Source organism: Streptomyces sp. NPDC053474 (assembly GCF_044544845.1).
GTDB lineage: Bacteria > Actinomycetota > Actinomycetes > Streptomycetales > Streptomycetaceae > Streptomyces.
In genome coordinates, this window is record NZ_JBITXV010000006.1 from 196,684 (window position 1) to 210,264 (window position 13,581).

Genomic DNA, 13,581 nt, shown 5'->3' on the forward strand with positions numbered 1-13,581 from the left:
CCGATGCGAGTTCTCCTCATCTCCACCAACAAGATTCGGGTGCCGCGGCCCGCGCTGCCGATCGGCATGGCCTACATCAGCGCCGCGGCGAAGCGGGCCGGACACGAGGTCGACGTCCTGGACCTGCTGTGGGAGTCCAGGGAGCTAAAGGCGGTCAGGGAGCGCCTCACCGCCAAGACGTACGACGTCGTCGGCATCGCGGTGCGCAACCTGGACAACCTGACGTTCATCGACCCCATCTTCTTCGGCCCGATGACCGAGAAGATCGTCCGGTGCGTGCGCAAGTACACCTCCGCCAAGGTCGTGCTCGGCGGGTCCGGCTTCTCCGTCGAGCCGCTGTCGTTCTTCGAGTACGCGCAGCCGGACTTCGGGATCGCGGGCGAGGGCGAGGCGGGAATCGTCCAGCTCCTGCGGTACCTGGAGGTCGGCGGGTCCCTGGCCGACATCTCGGGCCTGTGCTACCTCGACGACCAGGGCCGGTTCTGCCAGAACCCGTCGAACGCGGCCTTCGACCTGGGCGCCCTGGTGCCCGACAGGTCCGTCTACGACCCGCGGTACTTCGAGGAGGGCGTCTCGGCGGCCTCCGACCTCACCCGCGACACCCAGCCCGCGATCGAGACGCTGCAGACGAAGCGCGGCTGCAAGCTGTACTGCTCGTACTGCATCATCCGCAAGACCGAGGGCAAGGGGAACCGGTTCAAGGAACCGGTCGAGGTCGTCGCGGAGATCCAGCGGGCCATGCGGGAGAACCCCGCCGTCCGGGAGTTCGAGATCGTGGACGCGACCTTCAACTACCCGCTGGAATACGCGGTCGAAGTGTGCGAGGAGATGGTCCGCGCCAAGCTGGACGTGCCCTGGTACTGCCAGCTCACCCCGAACGCGGTCACGCCCGAGTTCGTGGAACTGCTGACCGCGGCCGGCTGCATCCGGGTCGACCTGGGCACCGACGCGCTCACCGACGAGGCGCTCCAGGACCTCATGAAGGGCTTCGACATGGCCCGGGTCCTGGAGATCGACCGCCTCTTCACGGCCAGCCCGATCGAGCACACGCACTGCGTCTTCCTGGGCGGGCCGGGGGAGACGCCCGCGGCCCTGAAGGAGTCGATCCGGTTCACCGAGCGGTTCCTGAACCCGGCCCAGATCTACGCGAACCTCGGCATCCGCGTCCTGAGCGCCACCAAACTGGAGAAGCAGGCCGTCAAGGCCGGGATCATGACGGAAGGGCAAGGGACGTTCGTCCCGGCGTTCTACGTCGAGCCGGACATCCTCGCCAGCCGGGAGACCCTCGACTTCGTCCGCGACTCCTATCTGAGCCACAAGAACTGGTACCTGTGGTGGGGCCTCGGCGGCCAGAACCTCACGGACCGGGCGTCCGACGCGATGCGGGCCGTGGCCGAGATGCGGCGGGAGTACGCGTACGTGATGCGGGACAAGCCGCGGCTGGAGCGGGCCCCGAAGCCGACCGGCCCCCAGCCGGTCTCCCTCACCCTCGGATCGGCGTAGGGGACGGCGCGACACGTGCCGGTACGCCGTCGAGAGGCTGGACCAACAGACCCGAACGTCCTTGATGGCCCCGTGCCAGGGAGGGAGACCGGTGAACTCGGCAGGCCGCTACGTCCATCGGCGAGGCATCCACTGCGAGTCGGCCTGCCAGCGCGGCATCCTCGCCGCGGGCGGCTTCGACGTGGACGAGGAGGTGGTGTTCGGCCTGGACGGGGGCTTCGGCTTCTCGTTCTTCCCCGCGAACGGGAACGCGCCGGACATCGTGGTCGGCAAGCAGGAGATCATGCCGCTGCGCGCCGCCCGGCTGATGGGCGTCGAGGTGGGCCTGCACACACCCCGGTCCAGCGCGGCCCTGGCGAAGCTGCTCGCGTCGGCACCCGCCGTCATGACCCGGGTGGACCTCGGGCTCCTGCCACACTGGGGGCTCGGGGGCCGCTCGTCCTTCGGCGGGTACTTCGTCAATGTGACGCGTGGCGTCGGCGGCGAGGCGTTCGAGGTGTCGGACCCGGCGTTCGACGCGCCCGTCGTCGTCGGCGCGGCGGACCTGGACGCGGCCCGCGCCAGCCGGGGCTCGCCGCCGGTGAACCCGGACCGCAAGGTGTACGTCTTCGGGCCGCGGCGCACCGCCCCGCGGCTGCGCCTGGTGGGCCCCGTGGCCGTCCGCACCCTCTGCCGCGACGTGCTCAGGCCGGGCAGCAGGAGCCTCGGCATCCCCGGCATGAAGCGCCTGATCACGGCGGCCGCGTCGTGGCCGCGGTCGAAGCGGGGCGAGGTCGAGGACGTGGACCTGGAGGGCCGGGTGATCCGCACCGACGCGCTGGCCCGGCAACTGCTGCACGTCGGCAGGCAGATCGAGTCGTTCGGCACGGGCGGCGGGCTCTTCCGCCCGCTGCTGGGCCGCTTCCTGACGCAGGTGGCGGCCGCCACCGACGACCCCCGCTACGCCGAGTCGGCCGAGCTGTTCTTCGAGAGCGGCCGCCTCTGGCAGAGCCTGGGAGCCACGCTCCTGGCGAGAGGCACCACGGACTCGCGGGAGGACCTCACGTCGCTCGTGGACGGCGTGACGGACACGGTCCGGTCCGCGATGGACGTCGAGAAGCGTGCGCTCGGCGCGCTGACCGCTCTGTAGGCGCGAGGGGGAGACATGCCGACGGTGGACGAATCCGTACTGATGCAGGGCCCCGACCGATGGAACGAACACGCGCGTCGCCGCAGGGCCGAGGGCCCGTTCCGCCCCGACCTCAGGGCCGCCCGACTGCACGGCGCCGACCTGCGCGGGGTCGACCTCGTGGACGCGGACCTCACGGGGGCCGTGCTGAGCGAGTCGTACCTCATGACGGCCGACCTGCGCGGCGCGATCCTCGACGGCGCGGACCTGTGCGAGGCGTATCTGATCCAGGCGGACCTGATGAACTGCCGCCTCGTGGGAGCGAATCTGGAAGGCGCGGACCTCAGCGGCGCGGACCTCACCGGCGCCGTCCTCGATCCGGACTTCCGGCGGTCGGCGGTGATCTCGGACTACCTCACGATCTGGGCATAGAGGAGCAGGTCCCACAGGGCCTGGCGGGTTCGTCGGAAGGAGGCCCCGGTGACGACCACTGCGCTTGCTGACGAATGGGGCGTGAAACAGCTCGACCTCGACACCTACTTGAAGCGGATCGGCAGGCCCGGTCTGAGCCGCGCGCGACCGTGCGGGCAGACGCTGCGACTGCTGCACCGCGCCCACGTGGAGACCATCCCGTTCGAGAACATCGACATCGTTCTGGAGCGCGGCGTCTCCACGTCGATCGCGGACATCCAGCAGAAGCTCGTGGCGTCGGGGCGCGGCGGCTACTGCCACGAGCACAGCCTGCTGTTCGGCGTGGTCCTCGACCAGCTCGGCTACCGGGTGGACCGGCTGCTCGCCCGCCCCAGGGAGCGTCCCGGACGGCCCTGGCCCCGTACGCATCTGACCCTGCGCGTCCGCGGAACGGACGGCGAGTGGCTGGCCGACGCCGGGTTCGGCTCCGGTCTGCTGGAGCCCCTGCCGCTCGCCGAGGGCGCGTGGCGCGCCCAAGGGGGCTGGTCGTTCCGCCTCGCGCGGCACGACGAGGGGTGGCAGCTCCTGGAGCGGGCCGGGACGGGGGAGAACCCCATGTACGCGTTCGGCGGCCACGGCCAGCGCGCCGCCGACGTCGACGCGGCGAACTACTACACGTCCACCCATCCCGAATCGCCCTTCACCGGACAGCTGGTGGTGATGCAGCGGCTCGGCGGTGAACTGCGGCGCCTGCTCAACCGGGAGTTCTCCCGCGTGCTGCCCGACGGAACCTGCGAGAAGACGTCACACCTCGACGACACGGCCCTGGCGAAGATCCTCACGGAGGAGTTCCGGCTGACCCTGAACGCGCACGAGACGCGCGAACTGCTGGCGCGCGTCGCCGACGTCCGGTCGAGCCTCGCGCCGCCGCCCGTCCCCACGCCCGCGGCCGGGGGCGGATGACGCGCCCGCCGCCGCGCCGTCCGTCATGTGTGACCGGTCACGATGTCCCGCAGGCGGGCGAGGTCCCGTGCGCCGACGCCGGTCGGCCGCAGGACGGCGTTCCATCCGTCGACGTACGCGGCCCGGTACCGGTGGCCGTGGCCGTCGGGCACGCCGGTGGCGAACGGCAGGTCGGCGGTGACCTGCCAGAACGTCACGAACGGTACCCAGAACATGCTCGGGAGCACATCGTCCCCGGGGGCCTCGCTGATCCAGTCCGGCTGGTCGAGCATCAGATGGGGCCCCCACCAGACGATCGGGTCGGAGGCGTGCAGGAGGTAGAGCACACGGGTGCCCTCCCACGGCGCGCCCGACGGCGGGATGTCCGCCGCGGCGTCGTCGGCGAAGCGCACGGTGCGCCCGCCCTTGTAGACGGGCTGGACCTCCGGGCTGCCCGCGTCGCGGCCGTCGGTGAACCGCCGGAACAGCGTGCTGAAGTTCGGCGGGCCCGCGAACAGCGTGCCCGCCGTGCGGTTGCGGAGGTCGTACTCGCCGCTGAACGCGGTCTCGCCGCCGAACGCCCCCAGGCTCTCGCCCGCGACGTACAGGCGGGGCCGGTCGTCGGCGGGGAGCTTCGACCAGACGTCGTAGACCGCGTCGAAGAGCTCGCGGCCCGCCTCACGGGCCTTGGACTGGTCGACGAGGTACGACATCCACGACGGCAGGTACGAGTACTGCAGGGCCACGCTCGCGCTGTCGCCGCCGGTGAGGTACTCGAAGCTGTCCACCGCGGCGGGGTCGACCCAGCCGCTGCCGGTGGTCGTCACGACGAGGAGGCTCCGGCGCCGGAAGCCCCCGGCGCGCTCCAGGTCGGCCACCGCGCGGGCGGCCCGCGACTCGGTGTCGTCGGCTGTGTCGAGCCCCGCGTACGCGCGGACGGGCGTCGGCGCCCGGCGGCCGGTGAACCGCGCGATGGCGTCGGCCGAGGGGCCGCCGGACACGAAGGTGCGGCCGTTCCTGCCCAGCGAGTCCCAGGGGATGGTGGACCCCGGGCCGCCTGAGCGCAGGGCGGTGGCGGGGCGCCGCACTCCTTCGTCGGTCCGCGTGTCGCGCAGCGAGAAGGCCTGGTTCGCCGCGGCGACCAGGCCGTCGACCAGCACACCGCTGAGGAGCAGGACGGCCGCGGTGGCCACGAGGATCCCGCCGACCGCCTGCGCCGCCCGCGCGCCGATCCAGCGCCGCAGCAGCCCGGCCACCCGGCGGTAGGCCCCGCGGACCCCGCGGGCCGCCAGCAGGAGGAGACAGCAGAGCAGGAACGCGAGCGGCAGCGAGACGATCGTCTGGAGGAGGCTGTACTCCGGCACGTCCAGGAGCTGGCGGATCTGGTGCTGCCCGTACTGGCCGAGCCCGAACGCGGTGCCGAGCAGGGCGGTCCCGGCCACGAGGAAGGCCCGCCAGGACGCCCGCCGCGCGGGACGCGGCCCGCGATCGGCGAAGGCCCGCCAGATCCACGCGGCGGCCACCCCGAGCCCGTACCCGATCGCGGCGAGGATCCCGGAGATCACCCCTTGGAGGACGCCGCCGCGGGGGAGGAGCGAGGGGGTGAAGGAGAGACAGACGAGCAGCAGCGCTCCCCAGGCGCCGGGGAGCGTGGCGTACCGGGCGGGGGACGTGTCCGGCGCCGCCGGTACTGCCGTCCAGGGAGGGGAGGAGCGCATCTCAGCCGCCGCGGCGGTCCGGCGGGACGCGCACGACCGCGAGGGACACCGCCGCGGCGGCGAGGCCGAGGACCGCGCCGGCCGCGACGTCGCCGGGGTAGTGCACGCCCGTGTGGACGCGGGAGTAGCCGACGGCGACCGCGAGCGCCCCGAGCGGCACCGCCGCCGCGGGCAGGACGACGCCCACGGCGGTGGCGAAGGCGGCCGCCGACGCCGTGTGGCCGGAGGGGAAGGACGCCGACCGCGGCATCGGCACGTGCCGGTCCACGACGACCCGGGCCTGTTCCCGGTCGGGCCGCCTCCGGCGGACCATGCGCTTGCCGAACAGGTTCGCCGCCACCGAGGCGAGGGCCACCGCTCCGGTCCCGGCCAGCGCCGCGCGCCGGGGACGCCCCGGCACGAGGGCCAGGCACGCCGCGACGGCGAACGAGATCTTCGAGTGGTCGGCCGCGTGCGACAGGCGCCGCAGCGCTCGGTCGAGCGTGGGCGTGGGGGTGGCGGCCACGGCGGCGTACAGCGCCCCGTCGATCGCGCGCAGGTCCCCGAGCACGGCCGCCGCCGTCGACCGGGGCCGGTCCGTGACGGTGTCCTCGTCAGCCATGTCCTCGTCAGCCATGGGTCTCCTGTCCGGAGGTCCGCCGCGGCCTGCCGAAGGCGAGGTCGAGGAGCCGCCGCCAGTTCACCGGCGGCGCGGGCACCACGACGCCGGGGCGGTCGCGCGGCACCAGGACCCGCAGCGCGCCGGGGCGCAGCGTGCACACCACCGGCGTGGGCATGCGCAGCGCCTCGCCGTCCACCGCCACGGGGATCTCGGCGGCGTCGGAGGTCACCACGACCCGCCGCGCGGTCATGACCGTAAGGCCCGTGGACTGGGACCCGCGCACGGCCAGGTCCGCGGCCTGGGCCGCGCCCTCGACGCGCACGGCGAGGACACCCAGCTCGCCGCTGTCGAGCCGTGGCCGTCGGCCGCTGGCACCGAGGTCGTCGGGCGAGCCGTACGGGTTGTTGCTGACGAGCAGCGCCTGCTGGGTCGCGAGCGCGACGGTGTCCGCCCGGGCGTCGAGCCGTCGCACCCCCTCGCCGACCAGCAGGTCCGGCATGAGGCTCAGGGCCGTGCCCGCCTTGTCGTCGCGGTACTCCGGCCGCTGTACGACGTCCGCGTACACGCCGAAGGAGACCGTGTTGACGAAGGCGCGGCCCGCGACGTCACCGAGGTCGACCCGGACTTCCTCGCCGTCGGTCAGCGCGTCGAGGCACCGCGTCGGGTCGGCCCGGTCCAGGCCGAGGTCCATGGCGAAGTGGTTGCGGGTGCCGGCGCAGACCACGAGGAACGGCAGGCCGTGCTCGGCGGCGACCGCCGCGACCAGCGCCTGGGTGCCGTCGCCGCCCGCGACGCCGAGCAGGTCCGCGCCGTCGGCCACCGCCCGGCGGGCCAGTTCGGCGACGTCGGCCGGGGCGGACGGGTCGAGCAGGAGCACGCGCGCACCGAGCTCCTCGGCCCGCTCCACGAGGCCGAAGCGGTCGACCTTTCCGCCGCCGGACTTGGGGTTCATGATGAGCACCGGCCTCCGGGGCCTGGGTGCGGCGCGCGCCCGCCGCGGCCGCGCCGTGACCGCCGCGCGCAGCGCCGCCCGGGCGCAGAGCAGCGTCGCGCCCCAGCACAGGATCAGCACCAGCGCGGCCAGCCACAGGCCGTCGTACGCGAAGTAGACGAGGACCGCGACGGGCGCGGCGACCGCGACGAGCGCCCCGGACAGGCGCACCACACCGCGGTGCGCGAGGAACCACCACAGCCCGGCGGCGCAGATGACGAGACCCAGCAGCCCGGCCCCGAGGATCAGCAGGCCGCCTTCCCGCAACGCGAGGACGAGGACCGCCAAGGTGCCGAGCGCGGCGAGCACGGCCAGGCGGGCGAGGAGCCGCGCGGCGCCGCCGCTGCCGGAGCCCGTCATCCGCGCCCTGCCCGTGGTGTCCGTCGCATGCTGGGTTCCGCCCTCCGCCGCCTGGTCCGGGGCACCATCCTGCGGACTTCGCGGGCGGGGAGCACCCCGGCCGGGCCGTGCGGGTGAGGCGGGTTCAGACGCCGCCCGCTGCCGCGGGGGCGTAGCGGGCCGACTCAGGCGGTCGCGGCGGGCGCGGTCTTCTTCCGCGCGCGGTAGGCCGCGGCCTTGATCTTGTTGCCGCAGGACTCCATGCCGCACCACTGGCGCCGCATGCCGCGCGAGCGGTCGACGTAGACGCGGGTGCACTCCGGGTTGCCGCACTCCTTCAGGAGCGGGACGTCGGGGCCGCTGAGCAGTTCGACGGCGTGGCGGGCGACGGTGGCCAGGGCCTGGGCGGGGGTCGCCTCGTTGTGCCGTCCGGTCAGGGAGAGCTGGGGCGTGACCGGGGTGGCGCGGGCCGCGCCGTTGAGCACCGCGAGGGCCTCGCGGTCGAACTCCTCGCCGAGGCGGCGGTTGGTGATGAGCCGGTAGACCGCCTCGCGGAGGGCGAGCGCCGCCTGGACGTCCTCCTCGTGGCCGGGTGTGATCGTGTCCACGAGCCCGGACTCCAGATACCAGGCGTTGAGGCGCTCCGGCGTCACGAACATCTCGAACCGCGCCGAACGCCGTGCACGGAGCGTGGCCGCGAAGTCGAGGGCCGGATGTCCGCAGACGAAGACGTGGTCCAGATTCACATCACCATCCTGGCAGGTGACTGTCGAGGGCCGCAAGAATCGCCACCGCGCCGGGCCGCCCGCTCACCGCCCGCGGTCGCGCTCCAGGTGGATCGTCCGCCCCGGCCACCGGCGGCGCAGCCAGCGGTCGTGGCTCGCGAGGACGACGGCGCCCGGGCCGCTGCCCAGGGCCTCCTCCAGTTCGTCGCACAGGCGCGGGGAGAGGTGGTTGGTGGGCTCGTCCAGGAGCAGCAGCTCGGGCGGGCGGGCCACCAGCAGGGCGAGCGCGAGCCGCCGCCGCTGCCCCACGGACAGCTGCCCCACGGGTCTGTCCAGGTCGCCCGCGTGCAGCAGGCCGAGCGAGCCGAGGGGCACCCGCTCGGCCCGCGCCGGGCCCAGTGACAGCGCGTAGGTGGCGCGGGCCGTGCGCTCGGGCCGGTGGAACACGGTGTCCTGGTCGAGCAGGCCCACCGACACCTGACGCCGTGCGCGGACGACGCCCTCGGCGGTGAGGCGTCCGGCGAGCACGGCGAGGAGCGTCGACTTGCCCGCTCCGTTGTCGCCCGTGACCAGCAGTCGGTCGGTCGGTGACACCTCCAGAGCGGTCGGCGCGAGCCGGCCCGGCACCCGCGCGTTCCGCAGGGCGACCAGGGGCCGCTGCTCGTCCTCGGCCACCGCGGCAAGCGCTCCGGGCGCGAACCGCAGGGGGGCGGGCGGCTCGACGACCCGGGCGCGCTCCAACTCCGCGAGGCGCCATGCGGCGTTGCGTACGCGGCGGGAGACCTGGTGCTGCACGCGCCCGGCCCGGTGGCCGTAGCCCATCTTCTCGTTGTCGCGCGGCCCCCGGTCCGGCGCGACGCGGTGCGCGGTCACCCGCGCCGAGCGCCGCAGCTCCGTCAACTCCTCCTGTTCTTCGGCGTACCGCCGCTCCCAGCGCCGCCGCTCGGCGCGCTTCTCGCTCACGTACGCGGTGTAGGTGCCGCCGTAGCGCACGGGCCCTGCCACCGCCGGGTCGAGGTCGACGAGGTCGGTGCAGACGGCATCGAGGAACGCCCGGTCGTGGCTGGCGAACACCACGGCTCCGGGCAGCGCGCGCAGCTGCTCCTCCAGGAAGGCGGTGGCGCCGTCGTCGAGGTGGTTGGTCGGCTCGTCGAGGAGCAGCGCCGACGGCCGCCGGACGAGCAGCGCGGCCAGGGCGAGCCTGCCGCGCTGCCCGCCGGACAGTGACCCGAGCGTGCGGTCGTGTCCGAGCGCGCCCAGGCCGAGGCCGTCGAGGACCAGGGCCGCGCGGCGGTCGGCGTCCCAGGACTCGCGGTCCTGGGCCTGTTCGAGGCGTCTGCCGTAGGCGCCGAGGAGCTCCTGGTGGTCGGGGGCGTCCTCGGGGACGCGGGCGAGTTCGTCGCCGAGCCGGGCGAGCTCGGCGAGGTCGGCGCGGGCCTCGCGGAGCGCGTCGGCGAGGACCGCGGCGACGGTCGCGTCCGGGGCGAAGGGCATCTCCTGGTGCAGGAAGCCCAGGTCTTCGGGGCGCGAGACGGTTCCGGCGTCGGGTCGCTCGGTGCCCGCGAGGAGCCGCAACAGGGTGGACTTGCCGACGCCGTTCTCCCCGATGAGGCCGATGCGGTGGCCGGGCGACGCGGTGAGACCGACGCCGTCCAGGACGCGTCGGCCGTCGAGGACGCGGACGAGGTCATGGGCGAGCAGGGTGTGCTGGGTGTGCTGGGACACAGGGATCCGCTCCACGTGGTCGGTGGCGGTGGTCGGTCCGCGGGGCGCACGGCCTCGGCGCGGACCACTGCACGCGCCGGGCTCACATCTCGGGCGCCCCGGTCTCCTTGAGGCGTCCGTCGGCGAGCCGCAGCCAGCGGTCCACGCCGATCCCGGTGAGGAACCGCTCGTCGTGGCTGATCACCATGAAGGCGCCCTGGTAGGAGTTGAGTGCGCTCTCCAGCTGGCCCGCGCTGACGAGGTCGAGGTTGTTGGTGGGCTCGTCGAGCAGGAGGAGCTGGGGGGCGGGGTCGGCGCACAGGACGCAGGCCAGCGTGGCGCGCAGCCGCTCGCCGCCGGAGAGGACCCCGACGGGCAGATGGGCCCGCGGCCCGCGGAAGAGGAAGCGGGCGAGCAGGTTCATCCGCTCCGCCTCGGGGCGTTCGGGGGCGAACGCGGCGAAGTTCTCCGCCACGGTGCAGTCCGCGTCCAACAGGTCGAGGCGCTGCGAGAGATACGCGATCCGCCCCTCGCTCCGCTTGATCTCGCCGCTGTCCGGGGCGAGTTCGCCGGTGATCAGCCGCAGGAGGGTGGTCTTGCCCGCGCCGTTGGGCCCGGTCAGCGCGATGCGCTCGGGGCCGCGGACGGTGAGGTCGACGCCGCCGTCAGCGAACACGGCCGCGCCGCCGTGGTGGACCCGCATCCCCTCGCCCAGGAAGAGGTTGCGCCCTGCGGGCACATGGGTGTCGGGCAGTTCGAGGGTGATGCGCTGCTCGTCGCGCAGCGCGCGTCCGGCCTCGTCGAGCCGGGACTTGGCCTCGCTGACCCGGGCGGCGTGCAGCTGCCCGGCGCGGCCCGCGGACTCCTGGGCGCCGCGCTTCATGGTGCCCGCGAAGATGCGGGGCAGGCCCGCGTTCTTGAGGTTGCGGGCGGCGTTGCTCTGGCGGCGTTCGGCGCGTTCGCGGGCCTGTTGCAGTTCGCGCTTCTCGCGCTTGAGCTCCTGCTCCGCGTTGCGGACGTTCTTCTCGGCGACCTCCCGCTCGGCCCGTACGGCCTCCTTGTACGCGGTGAAGTTGCCGCCGTGGAAGCGCAGTTCGTCACTGCCGAGCTCCGCGACGCGTTCCATGCGGTCGAGCAGCGCGCGGTCGTGGCTGACCAGGAGCAGACAGCCGGTGAAGTCCGACAGGACGTCGTAGAGCTTGTGCCGGGCTTCCAGGTCGAGGTTGTTGGTCGGTTCGTCGAGCAGCAGGACGTCGGGGCGCCTGAGCAGCTGGGCGGCGAGGCCGAGGGAGACGACCTGGCCGCCGCTGAGCGTGCTCAAGGTGCGGTCCAGGGCGAGCGAGGCCAGGCCGAGACGGTCGAGCTGGGCGCGGGTGCGCTCCTCGATGTCCCAGTCGTCGCCGATGGTGGTGAAGTGCTCCTCGCGCACGTCACCGGACTCGACGGCGTCGAGGGCGCGGATCACCGCGGCGACGCCGAGCACCTCGGCGACCGTGAGGTCACCGGTCAGGGGGAGGCTCTGCGGGAGGTAGCCGAGCGTGCCGCCGACCGACAACGAGCCGGTGGCGGGCGCCAGTTCACCGGCGATCAGCTTGAGCAGGGTGCTCTTGCCGGAGCCGTTGGGGGCGACCAGGCCGGTGCGGCCGGTGGCCACGGTGAAGGACAGGTCGTGGAAGACGGGGGTGTCGTCGGGCCAGGCGAAGGAGACGTTCGAGCAGACGACAGCGGCGTCGGGCATGGAAGTGACCTCGGAGGATCGAGGGCGGACAGACGTCTGCCCTGGGCAGGTGTGGGAAAAGGGGTACGACGAAGGGGCCTCGGTCCGGGCGCTCGTACAGCGCCGTCCGACGGCCGGTCACATCCGGGTCTCACCCGGAGATGTCGTCGTCACCTGCCACGACTGCCACTCCTCGATCGATGGGTCCACGCCTCGCCCACGGTAGCAGGCGTGTTCGCCGACGTGTGGGGAGCGGTGGCCGCATCCCTAGCGCTAGCGCTAGCGCTAGCGCTCGTGCTCGCGCTCGCCGTGTCGACGTCGGCCGGACCGCCGGGCCGCCGGATCGCCGGACTGGAGTGACGGGGGCCCGCCCTCTTGCCGTCACTGGTCTAGCCGGTGATACCGTCAACGGCGTCCGGACCCCATCCCGGCGCACTCGCGCACACCCCTTTCCTTGGACGGGACGATCCATGAGACGACTTCTGACGGTCTTGGCCGCCGGTGCCCCGCTGGCCGCGTCCGAGTACCTGCCGACCGCGAGGTGACGGTCACCCTCACCCACCCGGGCGCCGACGACCACGCCACGGTGCGGACATGGCTGCCCGAGGGCGCGAGTCCGGCGGGAAGTGGCTGAGTTGGCACGGCCAGGCCGACGAGTACATCCCCACGCGGGGCGCGGTCGAGTTCCGCCGACAGGTCGAGCGGACGAGGGGCGGCGCCCGGCGCGTCGACGACTTCTACCGGCTCTTCCTCGCCCCGGGCGGGGTGCACTGCGGCCTCAACAGGGGCGAGGGCACCACCGGCGACCTCGGCGCGCTGCGGGCCTGGGTCGAGCGCGGCAAGGCCCCCGCGGTCCTGCCCGCCACTCTCGTCGACGCCCAGGGGCGCGGCGTCACCCGCGACCTGTTCGGCTACCCGCGCGTCTCCCGCTACCGGGGCCACGCCGACCCGGCCGACGCCGCCAGCTTCCGTTGCGAGCGACGCTGACCGCCTTCCCTCCGCCATGACATCCACGGCATGGCACGACACGACACGAATGGAGAGCCACGATGATCGATCGACGCCGTCTCTTACGGACGGGCGGTGCCGCCGCGGTCGGTGCCCTCGGCGCCGCCGCTTCCTCGGTCACCGCCTCGGCCGCGGAGCCCGCCCGAGGCCCGTCCCCGCGTCCCGGTGGGGACCCCGATCCGACCGGGGGCGTCACTCGTACGCTCCTCCAGAAGCACCCCTCGCCCGCGAAGGGGTGGGAGACCGTACAGACACTCGTACAGATCCCGCGGCGCAAGGAGTCGGGGCGGCACAGTCACCCCGGTGTCGAGGTCGGCTACATCATCCGCGGTGACGTGCTGATGGAGTTCGACGACAGGCCGCCGCTCCGACTGCGCACGGGTGACCCGTTCTTCATCCCGGAAGGGGCCGTCCACAACGCCCGCAACGTGGGCAAGGTGACGACGATGATGCTCTCCACATACGTCGTCGACGAGACGAAGCCCCTGGTGACCACCTACTAGAACCCGGCCGGGCGCATCCGGGCACCGGATGCGCCCGGTGGTGTCCCCGTCAGGGCGTGCCGATGCCGTGGAGCTGGGTGTCGACGACGACGTCCGCCGCCTGACCGGCGCTCAGGTCGGGCAGGTGCCGTGACACCAGGTGCATGAGCTGGGGCAGGAGGACACCCACCCAGCCCTCGGGCCTGTCGCGGCGCTGGAGGCCCTCGTCGGTGGCGCGCTGGAGGAAGGCGTCGACCTCGCGCACGGACGCGTCCCCGCGCCGGCGCACGGTGTCTAGCCGTGAAGTGGGGCGCCTGAGCCGCCTAGCGCCA

Annotated in this window: 11 protein-coding genes and 2 pseudogenes; 6 read left to right on the forward strand and 7 right to left on the reverse strand. The window is 73.6% G+C overall.

Translation table 11 applies throughout. The features are described from left to right. Window positions 1–3: 3 nt before the first annotated feature. The 4 genes from ACIG3E_RS16260 to ACIG3E_RS16275 all read left to right on the forward strand — a co-directional run bounded on the left by ACIG3E_RS16260 (window position 4) and on the right by ACIG3E_RS16275 (window position 3,985). The gene (locus tag ACIG3E_RS16260) at window positions 4–1,503 is read left to right on the forward strand and encodes a B12-binding domain-containing radical SAM protein (protein WP_399616168.1); all 1,500 of its coding nucleotides are present in this window, start codon (window positions 4–6) and stop codon (window positions 1,501–1,503) included. 91 nt (window positions 1,504–1,594) lie between these two features. After that, window positions 1,595–2,632, forward strand: a complete 1,038-nt coding sequence (locus tag ACIG3E_RS16265; protein ID WP_399616170.1) for a DUF4872 domain-containing protein — start codon at window positions 1,595–1,597, stop codon at window positions 2,630–2,632. Window positions 2,633–2,647: 15 nt separating this feature from the next. After that, window positions 2,648–3,043: a pentapeptide repeat-containing protein gene (locus tag ACIG3E_RS16270; protein ID WP_366789494.1), complete on the forward strand. Its 396-nt coding sequence runs from the start codon at window positions 2,648–2,650 to the stop codon at window positions 3,041–3,043. A gap of 48 nt (window positions 3,044–3,091) precedes the next feature. Then, window positions 3,092–3,985, forward strand: a complete 894-nt coding sequence (locus ACIG3E_RS16275; RefSeq protein WP_399616172.1) for an arylamine N-acetyltransferase — start codon at window positions 3,092–3,094, stop codon at window positions 3,983–3,985. A 23-nt stretch (window positions 3,986–4,008) separates the two neighbouring features. Here ACIG3E_RS16275 and ACIG3E_RS16280 read toward each other — a convergent pair whose 3' ends face one another. The 6 genes from ACIG3E_RS16280 to ACIG3E_RS16305 form a co-directional block, all read right to left on the reverse strand. Further along, a complete protein-coding gene (locus ACIG3E_RS16280; RefSeq protein WP_399616174.1) occupies window positions 4,009–5,682 on the reverse strand; it encodes an alpha/beta hydrolase in 1,674 nt (557 codons plus the stop codon). Window position 5,683: 1 nt separating this feature from the next. Next, window positions 5,684–6,298 carry a phosphatase PAP2 family protein gene (locus ACIG3E_RS16285; protein WP_399616176.1) on the reverse strand — a complete coding sequence of 205 codons (615 nt, stop codon included), beginning with the start codon at window positions 6,296–6,298 and terminating at the stop codon, window positions 5,684–5,686. Continuing rightward, a complete protein-coding gene (locus ACIG3E_RS16290; RefSeq protein WP_399616178.1) occupies window positions 6,291–7,634 on the reverse strand; it encodes a diacylglycerol/lipid kinase family protein in 1,344 nt (447 codons plus the stop codon). Before ACIG3E_RS16290 ends, ACIG3E_RS16285 begins: the two co-directional genes overlap by 8 nt. 164 nt (window positions 7,635–7,798) lie before the next feature. Then, window positions 7,799–8,359, reverse strand: a complete 561-nt coding sequence (locus ACIG3E_RS16295) for a CGNR zinc finger domain-containing protein (RefSeq protein ID WP_399616180.1) — start codon at window positions 8,357–8,359, stop codon at window positions 7,799–7,801. Window positions 8,360–8,422: 63 nt separating this feature from the next. Beyond that, window positions 8,423–10,069, reverse strand: a complete 1,647-nt coding sequence (locus ACIG3E_RS16300) for an ABC-F family ATP-binding cassette domain-containing protein (RefSeq protein ID WP_399616769.1) — start codon at window positions 10,067–10,069, stop codon at window positions 8,423–8,425. Between the two features lie 76 nt (window positions 10,070–10,145). Continuing rightward, complete coding sequence (locus tag ACIG3E_RS16305; RefSeq protein ID WP_399616182.1) at window positions 10,146–11,780, reverse strand: ABC-F family ATP-binding cassette domain-containing protein; 1,635 nt, start codon at window positions 11,778–11,780, stop codon at window positions 10,146–10,148. Between the two features lie 588 nt (window positions 11,781–12,368). On the opposite strand from ACIG3E_RS16305, the pseudogene ACIG3E_RS16310 reads away from it, so the two are divergent. Together ACIG3E_RS16310 and ACIG3E_RS16315 are read left to right on the forward strand one after the other, a co-directional pair. Continuing rightward, window positions 12,369–12,746 (forward strand): annotated as a pseudogene (locus ACIG3E_RS16310) (tannase/feruloyl esterase family alpha/beta hydrolase); the annotation flags it as partial. Between the two features lie 62 nt (window positions 12,747–12,808). Then, window positions 12,809–13,270 carry a cupin domain-containing protein gene (locus ACIG3E_RS16315; RefSeq protein ID WP_399616184.1) on the forward strand — a complete coding sequence of 154 codons (462 nt, stop codon included), beginning with the start codon at window positions 12,809–12,811 and terminating at the stop codon, window positions 13,268–13,270. A gap of 49 nt (window positions 13,271–13,319) precedes the next feature. On the opposite strand, the pseudogene ACIG3E_RS16320 reads toward ACIG3E_RS16315, so the two are convergent. Then, window positions 13,320–13,544, reverse strand: a pseudogene (locus ACIG3E_RS16320) (TetR family transcriptional regulator); the annotation flags it as partial. Window positions 13,545–13,581 lie beyond the last annotated feature (37 nt).